This is a genomic window from Caulobacter sp. P4_E5, from assembly GCF_056401555.1.
The window spans coordinates 17,546-35,790 of the sequence record NZ_JBFUJD010000059.1 but is presented as its reverse complement, the minus strand read 5'-3'; the positions used below and the strand labels follow the sequence as shown (position 1 = coordinate 35,790).

Here is an 18,245-nt window from a genome sequence, read left to right as displayed (position 1 = left end):
GGGGGAGGTGGYGCGGCGGCGATAGGCGACGTGACGGAGGGGGCGCTCCCCGCCGCGACCAAATGCCGCGCCCTTTCCCAGCCCACGCCACGCCCTCTAAGCTCACCGCATGACCCCCATCCGCAAGATCGTCATCGTCGGCGGCGGCACGGCCGGCTGGATGACCGCCGCCGGCCTGGCCGCGGTGCTGAAAGGCCTGCCGATCGACATCCAGCTGGTCGAGTCGGCCGAGATCGGCACGGTCGGGGTCGGCGAGGCCACGGTGCCGCACATCCGCGACTACAACGCCCGCCTGGGCCTGGACGAAGCCGACTTCATGCGGAAGACCCAGGCCACCTACAAGCTGGGCATCGAGTTCCGCGACTGGGGCGGCAAGGGCGACGCCTACGTCCACCCGTTCGGCGCGTTCGGTCAGCCGATCGCCGGCATCCCGTTCCACCAGCACTGGCTGCGAGCGCACCGGCGGGGCGAGGCCGCGCCGATCCAGGCCTACAGCCTGCCGATCATGGCCGGGCTGGCCGGCAAGTTCGCCCCGCCTTCACCCGACCCGCGCTCGCTGGGCTCGACCTTTTCGTACGCCTATCAGTTCGACGCCGGGCTCTACGCCCTCTATCTGCGCGCCTATTCCGAGGCGCGCGGCGTCGTCCGCACCGAGGGCAAGATCGCCACCGTCGCCCAGCGCCCCGACGACGGCTTCGTCACCGGCGTCACGCTGGAGAGCGGCCAGACGATCGAGGGCGACCTGTTCATCGACTGCTCCGGCTTCCGGGGCCTGCTGATCGAGCAGACCCTGAAGGCCGGCTATGACGACTGGACCCGCTGGCTGCCCTGCGACCGCGCCGCCGCCGTGCCGTGCGACTCGGTCGAGCCGGCCACGCCCCTGACCCGCGCCACCTCGGACGCCGCCGGCTGGCGCTGGCGCATCCCGCTGCAGCACCGGGTCGGCAACGGCTATGTCTATTGCTCCAGCTACATCAGCGACGACGAGGCCGCTCGGGTGCTCGTGGAAAAGCTGGACGGCAAGCCCCAGCAGGACCCCCGCTTCCTCCGCTTCGTCACCGGCCGCCGCAAGCAGCAGTGGCTGAAGAACGTCGTGGCCATCGGCCTGTCCTCGGGCTTCCTGGAGCCGCTGGAGAGCACCAGCATCCACCTGATCCAGGTGGCGATCAGCACCCTGCTGGAGCTGTTCCCGCACCAGGGCTGCGAGCAGGCCGACCAGGACGAGTACAACCGGGTCATGGACCTGGAGTTCGAGCGGATCCGCGATTTCCTGGTGCTGCACTATCACGCCAACCAGCGCGAGGATTCGGCCTTCTGGAACGACCGCCGCGCCGCGCCGATCCCCGACAGCCTGGCTGAAAAGATCGCCCTGTTCCGCGAGCGGGGCGTGGTGGCGGCCTATAAGGACGGCTTCTTCAAGGAGCCGTCGTGGCTGTCAGTCTATCTGGGCCAGAACGTCATGCCGGACGGCTTCGACCCACTGGTCGAGGCGATCGACCCGGCCCAGTCGGCGCGGTTGCTGGCCGAGCTGCGGGCCGCCGTGGCCCGTACGGTCGAGACCATGCCCGAGCACGAAACGTTCCTGCGCTCGGTCGCCGATGCGAGGACTTCCGCATGAGGATCCTGATCGTCGGCGGCGGGATCGACGCCTGGATGACCGCCGCGACCCTGGCCGTCGCCGCCAAGGGCGTGGCCGCCGTCACCGTGGTCGAGACCGCTCCGCCCGCCGCCGGCCGTATCGCCGCCCTGCCCGCCTTGCGCGGCCTGCACGCCCGGCTGGGGATCGCCGAGCCGGCGGTGATCCGCGCCGCCACCGCCACCCCGCGCCTGGCCATGCGCTTTGGCGACCACCTGGCCCCGTTCGGCGAGACCGGGGCCACGCTGGACGGCCTGGCCTTCCACCACTACTGGCTGCGGGCCGGCGGAGACGCGCCGCTCAGCGACTGGAGCCTTGGCGCCCAGGCCGCCGCGCGCGGCCGCTTCGCCCTGGCCAGCCCGGACCCGCGCTCGCCGCTGTCGACCCTGGACCACGGCCTGCACCTGGACGCCGCCGACTATGCGGGCCTGCTGAAGGACGTGGCGCTGAAGGCCGGCGCGACGCGGGTCGAAGGCGCAGTCGAGCGGGTCGACAAGGCCGGCGACACCGTCGCGGCGGTCGTGGTGGCTGGCCAGCGCCTGGAGGCCGACCTCTTCGTCGACGCCACCGGCGAGCAGGCCCTGCTGATCGGAGACCAGCCGTGGATCGACTGGAGCGCCTGGCTGCCTCGGGGCGCGCGGCTGGTCGAGGACGGCCTGGTCTCGACCTTCGCGCCCGCGCCGCTGAAGGCCGGCCGCCGAGCCCGGGTGCTGGCCGGCAACGTCGTGGCGGTCGGCGGCGCGGCGGCCACGATCGGCGCGGCCGACGGCGGCGACCTGCACCTGGTCCAGACCGCCGTCTCGCGCCTGGTGGCCCTCTATCCCAACAGCCCGGCGGCGGCGGCCGAGTTCGACCGCCTGTCGATCGCCGCGATCGAGCGGGCCCGCGACATGGCCATCCTGCGCTGGGGCGACCTCGCCGCCCCGCCCGAGCCCCTGGCCTGGAAGATCGCCCAGTTCGAAAGCCGCGGCCGCGTGGTGACCTATGACGAGGAGACCTGGCCCGAAAGCGCCTGGGTCTACGCCCTGCTGGCGCGGGGGATCGTTCCGAGCCGCTGGGATCCCCTGGTCGATCGCGCCCCGCTGGAGCGGACGCGGGACATGCTGGCGCGGATGAAGGCGGTGATCGAACAGACGGCGGAGGGGATGGCGGGTGTTTAGTTGTCCCATTTCTCTTTCGTGTCATCCCGGCCGTAGCGCGCAGCGCGTAGAGCCGGGACCCAGGGGCGGCGCGCACCGCGCTCCTTCACCCCCTGGGTCCCGGACAGCCTCTGCGAGGCTTCCGGGATGACACCTGTTTTTCCGTTGAGCATGCAGCAATGACCCCCAACCCCATCCGCAAAGTCCTGATCGTCGGCGGCGGCACGGCCGGCTGGATGACGGCCGCGGCGCTGTCCAAGGTGCTCGACACCAAGGGCGTGGCCGTCACCCTGGTCGAGTCCGACACCATCGCCACGGTCGGGGTCGGCGAGGCGACGATCCCGCCGATCACCACCTTCAACCAGATCCTCGGCATCGACGAAGCCGAGTTCATGCGGGCCACCAAGGGCAGCTTCAAGCTGGCCATCGAGTTCCGCGACTGGCTGAAACCCGGCCACCGCTACCTGCACCCGTTCGGCGCCTTCGGCCTGGATATCGAGGCGCTGAAGTTCCACCAGTTCTGGCTGCGCGCCCACCACGAGGGCTGGGCCGCGCCGATCGACGACTTCAACCTGCCGGCCACCGCCGCCAACCTCGGCAAGTTCGCCCTGCCGTCGAAGGACCCCGGCCAGGTGATGTCGAGCATCAAATACGCCTTCCACTTCGACGCCGGCCTCTACGCCAAGTACCTGCGGTCCTATGCCGAGATGCGCGGCGTCGTCCGGGTCGAGGGCAAGGTCGCCAGCGTCCAGCAGCATGGCGAGACCGGCTTCGTCACCGGGGTGACCTTGGAAGGCGGCCAGATGCTGGAGGCCGACCTCTTTATCGACTGCACCGGCTTCCGCGCCCTGCTGATCGAGCAGACCCTGAAGACCGGCTTCGAGGACTGGGGTCACTGGCTGGCCAACGACCGCGCCGTGGCCCTGCAGTGCGAGATGGGCGGCGACGGCCTGACCCCCGTCACCCGCGCCACCGCCCACGAGGCCGGCTGGGTCTGGCGCATCCCGCTGCAGCACCGGATCGGCACGGGCTATGTCTATTCCAGCCAGCACATCAGCGACGAGGACGCGCTGAAGACCCTGCGGAGCACCTTGGACGGCGCCCCGACCCAGGAGCCCAACTTCATCAAGTTCCGCCCCGGCCGGCGCAAGCAGATCTGGAACAAGAACGTCGTCGCCATCGGCCTGTCGTCGGGCTTCCTGGAGCCGCTGGAGAGCACCAGCATCCACATGATCCAGGCCGGCATCACCAAGCTGCTGGCCCTGTTCCCGGACAAGGGCTTCAACCCGGCCGAGATCGCCGAATACAACCGCCTGACCATCCTGCAGGTCGAGCTGATCCGCGACTTCATCATCCTGCACTTCCACGCCAACCAGCGCGACGAGCCGTATTGGAAGATGCTGCGCGAGATGGAGATCCCGGCCGACCTGAAGCGCAAGATGGACCTGTTCCGCGCCTCGGGCCGGCTGTTCCAGTCGGACTACGACCTGTTCGCCGAGCCCAGCTGGATCGCCGTGCTGCTGGGCCAGGGGGTGACGCCGCAGCGCCACGACCCGCTGGTCGACCAGTATGACCAGGCCTTCGTCAAGGCGCAGATGGCGCGGATGGGCGCCCTGATCCGCCAGACCGGCGAGGCCATGCCCACCCACGAAGACTTCGTCGCCCGCTACTGCGCCGCTCCAGAGTTTACGAGATGACCCAGAACCATCGCCTGCGCCGCGTCGTCATCGTCGGCGGCGGCACCGCCGGCTGGATGACCGCCGCCGCCCTGGGGCGCTTCCTGAAGGACGGCTACACCCAGGTCACCCTGGTCGAGTCCGAGGCCATCGGCACCGTCGGGGTCGGCGAGTCGACCATCCCGCAGATCAACATGTTCAACCGCATGCTGGGGCTGGACGAGAACGCGTTCGTCAAGAAGACCAAGGCGACCTTCAAGCTGGGCATCGACTTCGTCGACTGGCAGCGGATCGGCCACAGCTACCACCACCCGTTCGGCCCCTATGGCGTCGACATGGAGGGGGTGTCGTTCCACGCCTACTGGCTGAAGGCTCGCGCCATGGGCCTGGAGGACGACCTCGGCGCCTACAGCCTGCAGACCGTCGGCTCGCGCCAGAGCAAGTTCATGCGTCCCAACGGCCAGGCCAACTCGCCGCTGGGCCAGATCGCCTACGCCTTCCAGTTCGATGCCGGGCTCTACGCCAAGTTCCTGCGCGAATATGCCGAGGCGCGCGGCGTGGTCCGCCAGGAGGGCAAGATCGCCACGGTCCAGCAGGACAGCGAGAGCGGCTTCGTCACCTCGATTACCCTCGAAAACGGCCAAGTCGTCGAAGGCGACCTGTTCATCGACTGCTCGGGGTTCCGAGGCCTGCTGATCGAGCAGACCTTAAAGGCCGGCTACGAGGACTGGTCTCAGTGGCTGCTGAACGACCGCGCCGTGGCCATGCCCTGCACCCTGGCCGGCTCGATGGCCCCGGTGACCCGCGCCACCGCCCGGCCGTACGGCTGGCAGTGGCGGATCCCGCTGCAGCACCGCCTGGGCAACGGCTACGCCTATTGCAGCCGCTTCATCAGCGACGACGAGGCCACGGCCGACCTGCTGGGCAACCTCGACGGCGAACCGCTGGCCGAGCCGAACCTGCTGCGCTTCACCGCCGGCCGCCGCAAGACGAGCTGGGACAAGAACGTCGTCGCGATCGGCCTGTCGGCGGGCTTCATGGAGCCGCTGGAGAGCCAGTCGATCCACCTGATCCAGGTCGGCATCTCGCGCCTGCTGGCCCACTTCCCCGACCGCCATTTCCGGCGAGCCGACATCGACCGCTACAACCGGACCATGACCTTCGAATACGAGAAGATCCGGGACTTCCTGATCCTCCACTTCAAGGCCACCGAGCGCAACGACACGCCCTACTGGGACTATCTGCGCGAGATGCCGATCCCCGACTACCTGGCCGACAAGATCGAGTTGTTCCGGGGTTCGGGCCGGATCTTCCGCGAGAACGAGGAGCTGTTCAACGACACCTCGTGGTTCGCGGTGATGATCGGCCAGGGCATCACGCCCGAGAGCTACGACCCGATGGTCGACAGCATGGACGAGGATCTGTTCCGGGCGAGGCTCGCCGAGATCAAGGCGGTGATCGCGAGGTCGGCCGAAGTGATGCCGGACCACATGGCATTCATCGCGGAACACTGCGCGGCGGCGGGGTGAGGGACGCCCCCTCCGTCTCGTCGCCTATCGGCGCCGAGCCACCTCCCCCGTTTCACGGGTGAGGAGGAAATCCTCCTCCCCTGCGTAGCGGGGGAGGTGGCGCGATGCGAATACGCATCGTGACGGAGGGGGCGTCCGCATGTATACTCAACCTATGAGGTCAACGACCAAGACCCACACGCACGCCAGAACCCTGCGCCGTTCGATGACGCCGCCCGAAGTCGTGCTGTGGGTCCGGCTCCGACCGCGTCAACCGGATGCCCCGCGCATCCGCCGCCAGCATCCGATCGGTCCCTACGTCGCGGACTTCTACTGCGCGGAGGCAAGGCTGGTGATCGAGGTCGACGGCTGGGGCCATAACATGGGTAGCCAGCCTGAACGCGACGAACGTCGGGATGCCTGGATGAAGGCTCAGGGCCTCGTGATCCTTCGCTATGCCGCCGCCGATGTGATGAGGGATCCAACGGCCATAGCCGATGGAATCTGGGACACGTGTGTCGACCGCATCCGGGCGCGCGGAAACCTGGACGCCCCCTCCGTCTCGTCGCCTATTGGCGCCGATCCACCTCCCCCGTTTCACGGGTGAGGAGGAAACCCTCCTCCCCTGCGTAGCGGGGGWGGTGGCGCGATGCGAATACGCATCGTGACGGAGGGGGCGATCCTCCTACTTCCCCATCACCCCCATCACCGCCAACGTCATCGCCTCCACCCCGGTCCGGATGCTCGGCTCCGGCGTCGGGGCGAAGAACGGCGAGTGGTTGACGGGCAGCGGACGCCCCTCGGCCTTGGCCTTGGCGATCTCTTCGGGGTCATAGCCGCCGATGCCGAAATAGACCGACGGCACGCCCGCTAGCACGAATTCCGAATAGTCCTCGGACGCCGAGCCCGGCCTGTCCTGCGCCACCGCGCGGGCCCCGAACGCGGCCTTGAACACCGTCGCGGTGCGCGCGGTCAGGGCGGCGTCGTTGACCACCATCTTGCCGCCGGGGGTGATCTTCAGGTCGGCCGGCGGGGCGCCAGCCATGTCGGTGACGGCCTTCACCGTGCGCTCGACCCCGGCCAGGATCCGGTCGCGCACCGCGTTGTCCTGGGTGCGGATGGTGCCGCGCACCCGGGCCTTGTCGGGGATGATGTTGCCGGCGCTGCCGGCCTGGATCGAGCCGACCGTGACGACGCCGAACGCGGCCGGGTCCTTCTCGCGGCTGATCACGCTCTGGACGTCGACGGTGAAGCGGGCGGCCATCAGCACCGGGTCGATCGTCGCGGCCGGCATCGAGCCGTGGCCGCCCCGGCCGTTGAAGGTGACGTCCAGCCCGTCCGAGGTCGAGGTCAGCACCCCGGCCTTGTAATAGACCTCGCCCGCCGCGCCCGAGCCGACGTGCAGAGCGAAGCCGTAGTCGGGCTTGCCGCCGATCTTGTCGAACAGGCCGTCGGCCAGCATGGCCCGCGCGCCGCTGACCGTCTCCTCGGACGGCTGGGCGACGAAGACCAGCGTGCCCTTCCACTGGGCCTTGCGGGCGACCAGCTGGCGAGCGGTCCCGATCCAGGCGGCCATGTGGATGTCGTGGCCGCACGAATGGGCGACGAACACCTTGTCGCCGTTCCAGGTCGCCATCGCCTGGCTGGCATAGGGCAGCCCCGACTTCTCCTGCATCGGCAGGCCGTCCAGCTCGGTGCGGACCAGCACCCTGGGCCCGTCGCCGTTCTTCAGCACCGCGATGAGCCCGGTCTTGCCGACACCCTCAGTAACCGTGAAGCCCAGGGCGCGCATCTGGTCGGCCAGCTTGGCGGCCGTCTCGACCTCCTGGAAACCCAGCTCCGGATGGGCGTGGATGTCCTTGTAGATCGCCTCCAGCGCCGGGTAGTCGCGGTCGAGCTGGGCGTCGATGGTTTTGAGGGTGGCGGGGACGTTGAGGGGCGCGGCGTGGGCGGCGGTGGCCACAAGGGCGGCCAGGGCCGTGGTGGTGAGGAGGTTCATGCGGCGAGGCCCCGGGGTGGTGTCGAAGGATCGACGCATATCGCGCGCGCTCCCGCCACTCCTCATGCACACAAACCGTGTCATCCCGGAAAGCGCGCAGCGCTTGTCCGGGACCCAGGGGGTGCGTGAACGCCGCGCTGGCGGCCCCTGGGTCCCGGACAGCCTCTGCGAGGCTTCCGGGATGACACGGAAATATTGGCTTCTAGCAGTTCAGCGTCTCGTACAGATCCAACCACTGCGGGTTCTCGGTCTCGATCAGCCGCAGTTTCCACTCACGTCGCCAGCGCTTGACGCGTTTCTCGTAGAGAATGGCGTCGCTGATCTCGCCGAAGCCCTGATACCAGACCAGCTGTCTCACCCCGTACTTGGCGGTGAAGCCCTTGGGAGCGCCTTCGCGATGCTCCCAGACCCGGCGGGAGAGATCGCCGGTCACGCCGGTGTAGAGCGTGCCGTTGCGTCCACTGGCGAGGATGTAGACGAAGTACTCACGCGACATGCATGAGCTTAACCATGGGTTGAATATAAGCTCAACAACCCGTGTCATCCCGGAAACGCCGCAGGCGTTGTCCGGGACCCAGGGGCGGCCGGCGCGGCGTTCACGCACCCCCTGGGTCCCGGACAAGCGCTACGCGCTTTCCGGGATGACACGGGTTTTGGGGTGTAGGATGGCGGACGCCTAGTTCCCCGGCGCGTACGGGAAGCTCAGCCCTTCATAATATTCCAAGCTCTTCGCCGGAGCCTTCTCCCCCGCCGGCAGCGGGCGCTTCGAAAAGCTGCCGAACCAGGCCACCGAGGCGTCGCGCCACCACTGAGCCTCGTCGCGCTGGATCTTCAGGAAGTCGGCGACCTCGGCGTGGCGCTGGGGGTCGACATAGGGGGCCAGGCCCGCCCAGGTGCGGTTCATGCCGTCGACGTACGACACCCCGCGGCCGTAGTGTTTGACCAGGCCGTCCCACAGGGTGTCGCCGGACTTCAGGCGGTAGTCCCAGGACAGGTGGTGGAACCACAGCAGGTTCTTCTCGTCGACGCACTTCAGGTCGGCGAAGCACTTGCCGACCTCCGGCGCGTACTGGGCCGTGGCGTTGCTGCCGGTCGGGGTGCGGTCGAAGCCCAGGCCATCGGGCCCGGCCTTGGCGTAGTAGATGCTGGTCCAGTCGGCGCGCTCGCCGCCGGCCACCCAGGGCCCCGGGCCATAGTGGTGGCCGCGGCCCATCTGGTGGTGCAGGCCCAGCGGGGTCATGTAGTCGACCGCCGCCTCGCGCGAGCCCATCATCATCTCGACCGCCGGCTTCACGAAGCGCGGATCGTTGGTGAAGGTCATCCTGGCCCAGTCGGCGGCGATGTCGCGCGTCGAGGCTTCCGGATCCCAGGCCAGCCGGCCGAACACGTACCAGTTGGCCTGGTCGAACTGCGAGCCGCTCCAATTGCGGTCGGAGCCGATATTGGCCACCCCGGCCATCCCCGTCAGCTTGCGGCCGTCCAGCGCGCCATCGACCACCTTGGCGACGGTCGAGCCCTTGCCGTGGGCCATGGTGTCGGACTTCAGGGTCTCTTCGTAGAGCGGGCCCAGATAGACGAGGTGGGTGGCGAAGCCGAGATATTCCTTGGTGATCTGGAACTCCATGCCGAGGTTCGATTTCGGCATGGCCCCGAACAGCGGGTGGAACGGCTCGCGCGGCTGGAAGTCGATCGCGCCGTTCTTGACCTGGATGACGACGTTGTCGCGGAACTGGCCGTCGAACGGCTTGAACTCGTTGTAGCCCTGCTTGGCGCGGTCGTCGGGCTGCTCGTGCGAATAGACGAAGGCCCGCCAGATCACCACGCCGCCGTGCGGTCCCACCGCGTCGGCCAGCATGTTGGCGCCGTCGACATGGGTGCGGCCATAGTCCTGCGGTCCCGGCTGGCCCTCGGAATTGGCCTTGACCAGAAAGCCGCCGAAGTCGGGGATGGCCTTGTAGAGCGCGTCGGCCTTGGCCTTCCAGAACGCGGCGACGGCGGGGTCGGACGGGTCGGCGGTCTTCAGCCCGCCGATCTCGATCGGGGCCGAGAAGCGGGCCGACAGATAGACCTTGATCCCGTACGGCCGCAGCGTGTCGGCCACGGYGGCGGCCTTGGCGATATAGGGCGGCGTCAGGCTGTCGGCCTTGGCGTTGACGTTGTTCAGCACCGCGCCGTTGATGCCGATCGAGGCGTTGGCGCGGGCGTAGTCGACCAGGCGCGAGTCGACATGGCCGGGCAGCCGCCACCAGTCGAAGATCGACTGGCCGGAATAGCCGCGCTCGACCGTGCGGTTCAGGTTGTCCCAGTGGTTGAGCATGCGCAGCTTGACCTTGGGCGAGCTGGCGATGTCCAGGCTATCCACGGGCTGGTGGGTCTGGATCAGCGAGAGGTAGCGGAACACGCCGTAGAGCACGCCGATGTCGCGGTTGGCGGCGATCACCGTGGTCTTCTTGCCGTTCACCGCCGTGGTGCGGATCCGGTAACCCTCGTCACCGAGGTCCTTCTGCGGCGCCACGGTCAGCTGGATCACCCCGTCGCGCGAACCGGCGGCGGCCGAGGTCGGCTTGCCGACCAGGCCCGTCAGGCCGCGCTCCAGCTCGGCGCGAGCGACCTTGAGCGTGGGCGTGTCGGCCGTGGGCGCGACGGCGCTGGCGGCGGCGGTATAAGGCGCGCGGGCCGAAGCCTCGACCGGCTTGTAGCGGAGCCACAGATCATAGCCGTCCTCGGCCCGGGCGGCCGGGGCGATGAGGAGCAGCCCCATCAGCAGAGCCATCAGACGCATCGCTTCACTCCTACCCTAAGATCCGACCTCCCCGGCGAAGGCCGGGGTCCAGTTGAAAGGGCTGTGAGGCGCCAAGTACGACCCAGGCACAGCCTTACGATCTGGGTCCCGGCCTTCGCCGGGAGGATCGGGTTTTTGTTACTTTCGCGAACGGGATCCGAGCCGAAAGCCGCCGCTCTTCGAGCGCCACCAAAGGTCGGGACACTCTGTCATAGTGGTCTGACCACTGGGTTGACAAGCCTTATGGTACCGGTAAACCGATAGCGGGAGGAAGATGGACGTCGCGCGCCTGGCCTTACGGCGCGCCCGCGATCTTTCGGCCCGTCCCCAGGTTCCAAGCAAAGCGCCTCATGCCCAAGATCATCGCCGCCAAGACCATCGTCACGTGTCCGGGGCGCAACTTCGTCACCCTGAAGATCATCACCGACGAGGGCGTGTACGGCATCGGCGACGCCACGCTGAACGGCCGCGAGCTGGCGGTCGAGGCCTATCTGACCCACCACGTCATCCCCTGCCTGATCGGCCGCGACGCCCACCAGATCGAGGACATCTGGCAGTACCTGTACAAGGGCGCCTACTGGCGTCGGGGCCCGGTGACCATGGCCGCCATCGCCGCGGTCGACACGGCGCTGTGGGACATCAAGGGCAAGCTCGCCGGCCTGCCCGTCTACCAGCTGCTGGGCGGCGCCTGCCGCTCGGGCGTCATGGTCTATGGCCACGCCAATGGCGAGACGATCGAGGAGACCCTCGACAACGCCGCCCACTATGCCGAGCAGGGCTACAAGGCCGTTCGCCTGCAAACCGGCGTGCCCGGCATGAGCGGCACCTACGGCGTCTCCAAGGACAAGTTCTTCTACGAGCCGGCCGACAGCGACCTGCCCAACGAGACGGTGTGGTCGACCGAGCGCTACATGCGCTCGACCCCGGCCCTGTTCGAGGCCGCCCGCCTGCGGCTGGGTGATGACCTGCACCTGCTGCACGACGTCCACCACCGCCTCAGCCCCATCGAGGCCGGGCGCCTGGGCAAGGATCTCGAGCCGTACCGCCTGTTCTGGATGGAGGACGCCACCCCGGCCGAGAACCAGGCCAGCTTCCGCCTGATCCGCCAGCACACCACCACGCCGCTGGCCGTCGGCGAGATCTTCAACTCGATCTGGGACTGCAAGCAGCTGATCGAGGAACAGCTGATCGACTATATCCGCGCCACGGTGGTCCACGCCGGYGGGATCAGCCATCTGAAGAAGCTGGCCAGCTTCGCCGACCTCCATCACGTGCGCACCGGCTGCCACGGGGCCACCGACCTGTCGCCGGTCTGCATGGGCGCGGCCCTGCACTTCGACCTGTCGATCCCCAATTTCGGCGTCCAGGAATATATGCGCCACACGGCCCAGACCGACGCGGTGTTCCCGCACGCCTACACCTTCAAGGACGGCATGTTGCATCCGGGCGAGGCGCCGGGCCTGGGCGTCGACATCGACGAGGGCCTGGCAGCCAAGTATCCCTACCAGCGCGCCTATCTGCCGGTCGCCCGCCGGCTCGATGGCTCAATGCACGACTGGTGAGGCGTCCAATGGGTGAAATGGGCCGAAACAAGGGTAGGCCACCCTCTCGTCCGACATCAGGCCTTGCAGGCCGGCAAACCTGACCAATCCGTCGGGACGGGCGAAAATGTAGGACATTTCGGGTCATTGTTCGTGTTAGTGACTGAACGATCGCCACGCGTCCTTCGAGCCTCCCGCCGCCCATGTCTGACAACGTCAAGCTCTACCGCAAGATCGCCGACACCGTGGCCGACGCCATCGAGGCGGGGCAGTACAAGATCGGCGACCGCCTGCCGACCGAGCGCGAACTGGCCGAGCAGTTCGGCGTCTCGCGCCCGACCCTGCGCGAGGCGATGATCGCGCTGGAGATGCTGGGCATGATCGAGGCCCGCCACGGCCTGGGCATCTATGTCACCGGCAACATCCGCCCGATCGCCCCGTCGGCCGAAGTCGATTTCGAGATCGGCGCCTTCGAGCTGATCGAGGCCCGCCGCCTGTTCGAGGGCGAGGCCGCGGCCCTGGCCGCCACCTCGATCACCGACGAGCAGATCGCCGAGCTGGAAGGCTTGCTGGAGCGCATGCACGTCGAGGAGGAGATCCGGGGCGAGGACGCCGACCGCGAGTTCCACCTGACCATCGCCCGCGCCACCGGCAACGGCGCGATCATCGCCACGATCGAGAACCTGTGGGACTGGCGCAACCGCTCGCCGTTGGCCCGCAACATCCTGACCCGGGCCCGCGGCATGGGCCTGGAGCCGCGCATCGTCGAGCACCGCCGCGTCGTCGACGCCCTCAAGGCCCACGACCCCGCCGCCGCCCGCCAGGCCATGCGCGACCATCTGGAACGCGTCATCGACCACCTGCTGCACGCCACCGAGACCGAAGCCGTGCAACGGGCCCAGCAAGAAACCACGGCGCGTCGGAACGCGATCGCGAAACGGGTGGCGATTTAGGGAAACGCTCCTTCTCCCCTTGCGGGAAAAGGTGGCCCGAAGGGCCGGATGAGGGGTTGATAGCCCGTTCCGCTCGCACCCCGCATCCACCGCCGTCGCGGCGGTTCTGGTCTTCGACCCCTCACCCGACCGCCTTCGGCGGCCACCCTCTCCCGCAAGGGGAGAGGGAGAACTTGACCATGTGCCAGAGCGGCCCCACCAATCCCCCATGCGCCTGCCGCCCCTGAAGCCCGACTCCGACCAGATGCTGCATCTGGACGCCCTGCGCATCGTGGGCGCGGTGATGATCGTGGTGTTCCACTTCAACCGGTTCATCAACCTGGACGGCCGCTGGCAGGCGGTGGATGACACGGTCAAGAGCTTCAGCCTGATCGTCGACCTGTTCTTCCTGATCTCCGGCTATGTGATGGCGGCGATCTATACCGGCCGGATCACCACCTTGGCCAAGTACCGCGACTTCCTGCAAAAGCGCGTGGCGCGGCTGGGGCCGCTGCACTGGGCGACGCTGCTGGTGTTCGTGGCCATCGCCGCGCTGGGCTGGGCCGGCGTGCTGAACGAGCATGACCCGTCGCGCTACGACGCCTCCTGCATCGCCCAGAACGTGCTGTTCGTCCACGCCTGGGGAACCTGCAAGGCCCAGACCTGGAACTTCGTCAGCTGGGCGATCAGCGCCGAGATGGGCCTCTACATCGCCCTGCCCCTGATCTTCCGCCTCACCGCCCTGGGCCGCTGGGCGACGGCCGCCGCGGCGTTCGGCAGCCTTGCCTTGCTGCTGTGGATCTCGCGGACCGGCCAGCCCTTCTCGCAGTGGACCTACGACTTCGGCGTCGCCCGCGCCGTCCCCGGCTTCCTGCTGGGCATGCTGGCCTTCCAGCTGAAGGACCAGCTGGCCCGCCTGCCGTTCGCGCGGTTCGTGATGTGGGCCCTGCTGGCGGCGTTCTTCGTCGCCTCGTTCGCCGGCGCCTCGCGCACCAGCCTGCTGGTCCTGGTCTACGCCATCGGTTTCGCCGGCGTGGCGGCCGACGCGGCCGGCGTCCAGGGCGGGATCAGCGCCCGCCTGGCCCCGTGGGCGCAGCTCAGCTTCAGCCTCTATCTGCTGCACCCGATCGCCCTGAAGATCGCGCTGAACTGGGTCGGCCACGCCGCCTGGGGCCTGAACGGCGACACCATGCGGCTGTGGTGCTTGCTGTGGCTGATCCTGCTGATCCCGATCGCCTATCTGTCGCTGGTGGCGTTCGAGCGGCCGGCGCGGGATCTGTTGGCTAATCTCGGAAGGCCGAAAGCGCCGCTGAAGGGCATGGGGCCGTCGGTGGCGCCGTAGCGCCCCCTCCGTCACGGCGCGTATCCGCGCCGCGCCACCTCCCCCGCTACGCAGGGGAGGAGGGAGGCGGCTTCCTCCTCACCCGTGCAACGGGGGAGGTGGCTCGCCGCGGATACGCGGCGAGACGGAGGGGGCGTCAGCGCAGGCCGTCCACCCACCCCGGCAGTTCCCCGATACTGCCCAGCTCCACATAGCGCTCATGCCCGACCGGGGCGTCGGCGGCTTCGTGCGACCAGACCAGCGGGTACGGGATCAGGGCGCCCCAGCAGCCCGCCTCCAAAGCCGGCAGGATGTCGGACTTCATCGAGTTGCCGGCCATCACCGCCTGGGCCGCGCCCGTGCCGTAGCGGTCGAACACCCGGCGATAGGTGTCGGCGTCCTTCTCGGAGACGATCTCGACGGCGACGAAATAGTCGCCCAGGCCCGACGAGGCCAGCTTCTGCTCCTGGTGCAGCAAATCCCCCTTGGTGATCAGCACCAGGCGATAACGCTTGGAGAGCTCCGCCAGGGCGTGCTCGACGCCGGGCAGCGGCTCGATCGGCTCGGTTAGCATCTGGCGGCCGACGGCCAGGATCTCGCGGATCACCCGGGTGTCGACCGCGCCGTCGGTGACCTCCAGCGCCGTCTCGATCATCGACAGGGTGAAGCCCTTGGCCCCGTAGCCATAGACCCGCAGGTTGCGCTTCTCGACGGCCAGCAGCTGGGCCTCGATCTTCTCCGGGTCGCCGTGCTCGGACAGCAGCTCCAGGAAGCGGGCGTGCGACAGGCGGAACAGGCTCTCGCAGTGCCAGAGGGTGTCGTCGGCGTCGATCCCGACGGTGGTGATTGAAGTCATGGGTTCTTTTTGTCTTCTCGCCGCGCGGCCCGTGCCAAGGATTCAGGCAAGTCGCCTGAGCTTGGTCGCTGGGGTCGGGCGTTTGCCGCTCATCGACGGTATGGATAGCAGCCCGGCGCGCGGGCCGCGAGGGCGAGAGCCGGGCCAAGCGGACGGCCTTGCTCTCGGCCGCCCATACGCCTTGACGCCGCAGGTCGCCGCGGTCATTGGCCCGCCGCCTGCAAAATCAGCGCGGCGACCTCCCGGGGATGGGAGATGAGCGAGACGTGGCTGGACGGTAGCTCGACCGTTCGCGCGCCCATACGGGAGGCCATGTAGCGCTGCAGATCGGGATTGATCGTCCGATCCTGCGTGGAGACGGCGTAAAAGCTGGGCTTGGAACGCCAGGCCGCCTGGCTGACGCGCCCGGCCAGCAGCGCCTTGCGGAACGGCTGCTGCACGGCGAACAGGGCGCGGGCCCTGGCGGCCGGCAGGTCCCCCGCGAAGTCCCGCAGGAAGGCTTCCTCGGTCAGCCGGCCCTCGTCGCCGTCATAGACGATCCCCGCCGACGCCGGCGGGGTCGGGTAGCGGGCGGCGAGCGCCGCATAATCCTCTCCGGCGTCCGGCGCCCGGGCCGCCACATAGGCCAAGGCCGAGACGTTCGGATGGACACCGGCCTCGGTCACGATCATGCCGGAGAAGGAATGGCCGGCCAGCACGGTCGGCCCGTCCTGGCGATCCAGCACCTTGCGGCAGGCGGCGACCGCCTCGTCCAGCGTCGTCAACGGGTTCTGGACGGAGGTCACGTTGAGCCCCCGGGCCTGCAGGCGCGGAATGACCTCCGACCAGCTCGAGCCGTCGGCGAACAGCCCGTGGACGAGGACGATGTTGGTCGCCTTCGCCAGGGGCGGCGGCGGCGGCGGCGGCGGCGCGCCTTGGGCTTTCGCCCTGGGCGCGGCCATGGCGGCCGTCGCCCCGAGGAGCAGCGAGGTGGTGAAATGCCGGCGATCCATAATCATGACCTATCTCCTAAGGTTTGAAGGGCCTGCTAGATCGCCATGCCGCCCGAGACTTCGATGCGCTGGGCGTTCACCCAACGATTGTCGTCGGACAGGAGGGCGGCGATCATCGGCCCAATGTCGTCCGGCTCGCCGGCCCGGCCAAGGGCCGTCATCTCGGCGACCTGCCGGTTGAGCTCGGGATTGTCGCGCACCATGCCGCCGCTGAAGTCGGTCTGGATCGCGCCGGGGGCTACGGCGTTGACCGCGATGCGCCGCGCGCCCAGCTCCTTGGCCTGATAGCGGGTCAGGACGTCGATCGCGGCCTTGAGCGAGCCGTAGGGCGCGCTGCCAGGAACGACGATCCGGCTCAGGCCGCTCGACAGGTTCACGATCCGGCCGCCGTCCTTGATCAACGGCAGCAGCTTCTGGGTCAGGAAGAACACGCCCTTGAAGTTGACGCGATACAGCGTGTCCATCTCCTCCTCGGTCGTCTTCTCGATGGAATTGTGATGCGAGACGCCGGCGTTGTTGACGAGATAGTCGAAGCGCTCGGCCCCCAGCTCGCGGAGCGTCCCGCGCACCTGGTCGGCGAAGGCGTCGAACGTGGAGACCTCCCCCACGTCGAGTTGCAAGGCGACGGCCTTGGTCCCCGCTTCGGCCGCCAGGGCGACGACCTTTTCGGCCTCCGCGCGGTTGGCGTTGTAGGTGAAGATCGACCTGACGCCGCGTCGCGCGAGGCTGAGGACGGTGTTGCGGCCAAGCCCGCGGCTTCCGCCGGTGACGAGGGCGATCGGCGTGTCGGAAAGGGCTGTGATGTTGTCGGACATGACGCGCTCCTGCGTTCGAATTGATGACGCTAGGATACGCGGGGGCCGCCGACGCTGAATGCCGCAACCCTGCCCATTCTTGCCTATTCCTGCTCCTGGGATTAGGTTGAGACGCTGGCTCTGGGATGATGCAGGCGGGTTCGGATGGCGGACGATCTGGTGCATTCGGTTCTGCGCTATACGGACCGGCAATCGGGCAAGAGCCCCTTCGTGACCGCCATCCCGGGGCTCACCATCCTGCGCTCCGACCATCCCAAGCCGCTGTCCCACATGATCATCAAGCCGGCCCTGTGCATCACGCTGCAGGGCGCGAAGTGGACGGCTTTCGGCGAGAAGCGCTTCGACTATGGGGCCGGCCAGGCCCTGGTGGTCGGCGTCGAGATGCCGGCGGTCGGCCAGGTGACGCAGGCCAGTCCGGCCCAACCCTATCTTGGCCTCGTCATCGAGCTGGACCTCGGCGTGATGCGCGAGGTGATCGAGAGCCTCGACAGCGCGCCGCTCGCCTTGGAGAGCGTCCGCCACGGCGTGTTCGTCAGCGACTTCGAAGGACCGCTCGCCGACTGCGCCGCCCGCGCCGTCCGGTTGCTGGAGACCCCGCACGCCATCGCCCTGCTCTATCCGGCCGTGATGCGGGAGATCTGCTATTGGCTGCTGACCGGACCCCACGGCGGCGAGGTCGTGAAGATGGCCCTGGGAAGCGACCGCACCCGCCGTCTGGTCGGCGCGATCCACGCCCTGCGCGACCGCTACGCCGACCCCGTCCGCGTCGACGAGCTGGCGTCGATCGCCCAGCTCAGCCCCTCGGCCTTTCATCGGCAGTTCAAGGCGCTGACCGCGATGACGCCGGTGCAGTATCAGAAACAGCTGCGCCTGTTCGAAGCGCGCCGGCTCCTGGCGTCTGGCGAGACCAATGTGGAAAACGCCGCCTTCCGGGTCGGCTATGAGAGCGCCTCGCAGTTCAGCCGCGAATACTCACGAATGTTCGGCGCCTCGCCCCGCCGGGACGTCGATTCGCTTCGCCGCCGCGCCGCCTGACTTTTCACCAGGC

At 68.4% G+C, this 18,245-nt stretch carries 15 protein-coding genes; 9 read left to right on the top strand and 6 right to left on the bottom strand.

Annotated features, from left to right (window positions below):
- Positions 1-109: 109 nt before the first annotated feature.
- From AC1DSO_RS17345 to AC1DSO_RS17325, 5 genes are all read left to right on the top strand, one after another.
- Entirely contained in the window at positions 110-1,618 is a 1,509-nt protein-coding gene (locus tag AC1DSO_RS17345) for a tryptophan halogenase family protein (RefSeq protein ID WP_477070010.1), read from the top strand.
- Positions 1,615-2,796: a tryptophan 7-halogenase gene (locus AC1DSO_RS17340; RefSeq protein ID WP_477070009.1), complete on the top strand. Its 1,182-nt coding sequence runs from the start codon at positions 1,615-1,617 to the stop codon at positions 2,794-2,796. The genes AC1DSO_RS17345 and AC1DSO_RS17340 overlap by 4 nt, the downstream gene beginning before the upstream one ends.
- A 158-nt stretch (positions 2,797-2,954) precedes the next feature.
- Entirely contained in the window at positions 2,955-4,472 is a 1,518-nt protein-coding gene (locus tag AC1DSO_RS17335; RefSeq protein ID WP_477070008.1) for a tryptophan halogenase family protein, read from the top strand.
- The gene (locus AC1DSO_RS17330) at positions 4,469-5,980 is read left to right on the top strand and encodes a tryptophan halogenase family protein (protein WP_477070007.1); all 1,512 of its coding nucleotides are present in this window, start codon (positions 4,469-4,471) and stop codon (positions 5,978-5,980) included. Before AC1DSO_RS17335 ends, AC1DSO_RS17330 begins: the two co-directional genes overlap by 4 nt.
- Before the next feature lie 139 nt (positions 5,981-6,119).
- Positions 6,120-6,566, top strand: coding sequence for an endonuclease domain-containing protein (locus tag AC1DSO_RS17325; protein ID WP_477070006.1), 447 nt, complete (start codon positions 6,120-6,122; stop codon positions 6,564-6,566).
- Positions 6,567-6,644: 78 nt separating this feature from the next.
- Here AC1DSO_RS17325 and AC1DSO_RS17320 read toward each other — a convergent pair whose 3' ends face one another.
- The 3 genes from AC1DSO_RS17320 to AC1DSO_RS17310 form a co-directional block, all read right to left on the bottom strand.
- Entirely contained in the window at positions 6,645-7,958 is a 1,314-nt protein-coding gene (locus AC1DSO_RS17320) for an amidohydrolase (RefSeq protein ID WP_477070011.1), read from the bottom strand.
- A gap of 202 nt (positions 7,959-8,160) precedes the next feature.
- A complete protein-coding gene (locus AC1DSO_RS17315; RefSeq protein WP_477070005.1) occupies positions 8,161-8,454 on the bottom strand; it encodes a GIY-YIG nuclease family protein in 294 nt (97 codons plus the stop codon).
- A 180-nt stretch (positions 8,455-8,634) separates the two neighbouring features.
- A complete protein-coding gene (locus AC1DSO_RS17310) occupies positions 8,635-10,740 on the bottom strand; it encodes an alpha-glucuronidase family glycosyl hydrolase (protein WP_477070004.1) in 2,106 nt (701 codons plus the stop codon).
- A gap of 350 nt (positions 10,741-11,090) precedes the next feature.
- Here AC1DSO_RS17310 and manD point away from each other — a divergent pair, with 350 nt between their 5' ends.
- The 3 genes from manD (at position 11,091) to AC1DSO_RS17295 (ending at position 14,555) form a co-directional block, all read left to right on the top strand.
- Positions 11,091-12,302, top strand: a complete 1,212-nt coding sequence (gene manD, locus AC1DSO_RS17305; protein ID WP_477070003.1) for a D-mannonate dehydratase ManD — start codon at positions 11,091-11,093, stop codon at positions 12,300-12,302.
- Between the two features lie 182 nt (positions 12,303-12,484).
- A complete protein-coding gene (locus tag AC1DSO_RS17300; protein WP_477070002.1) occupies positions 12,485-13,234 on the top strand; it encodes a FadR/GntR family transcriptional regulator in 750 nt (249 codons plus the stop codon).
- Positions 13,235-13,442: 208 nt separating this feature from the next.
- The gene (locus tag AC1DSO_RS17295) at positions 13,443-14,555 is read left to right on the top strand and encodes an acyltransferase family protein (protein ID WP_477070001.1); all 1,113 of its coding nucleotides are present in this window, start codon (positions 13,443-13,445) and stop codon (positions 14,553-14,555) included.
- Between the two features lie 136 nt (positions 14,556-14,691).
- Here AC1DSO_RS17295 and AC1DSO_RS17290 read toward each other — a convergent pair whose 3' ends face one another.
- The 3 genes from AC1DSO_RS17290 to AC1DSO_RS17280 all read right to left on the bottom strand — a co-directional run bounded on the left by AC1DSO_RS17290 (position 14,692) and on the right by AC1DSO_RS17280 (position 17,197).
- A complete protein-coding gene (locus AC1DSO_RS17290; RefSeq protein WP_477070000.1) occupies positions 14,692-15,390 on the bottom strand; it encodes an HAD family hydrolase in 699 nt (232 codons plus the stop codon).
- Positions 15,391-15,593: 203 nt separating this feature from the next.
- Complete coding sequence (locus AC1DSO_RS17285; RefSeq protein ID WP_477069999.1) at positions 15,594-16,388, bottom strand: alpha/beta fold hydrolase; 795 nt, start codon at positions 16,386-16,388, stop codon at positions 15,594-15,596.
- 29 nt (positions 16,389-16,417) lie between these two features.
- Positions 16,418-17,197: an SDR family NAD(P)-dependent oxidoreductase gene (locus AC1DSO_RS17280; RefSeq protein ID WP_477069998.1), complete on the bottom strand. Its 780-nt coding sequence runs from the start codon at positions 17,195-17,197 to the stop codon at positions 16,418-16,420.
- A 144-nt stretch (positions 17,198-17,341) separates the two neighbouring features.
- On the opposite strand from AC1DSO_RS17280, the gene AC1DSO_RS17275 reads away from it, so the two are divergent.
- Complete coding sequence (locus tag AC1DSO_RS17275) at positions 17,342-18,232, top strand: AraC family transcriptional regulator (RefSeq protein ID WP_477069997.1); 891 nt, start codon at positions 17,342-17,344, stop codon at positions 18,230-18,232.
- The last annotated feature ends 13 nt before the right edge of the window (positions 18,233-18,245 follow it).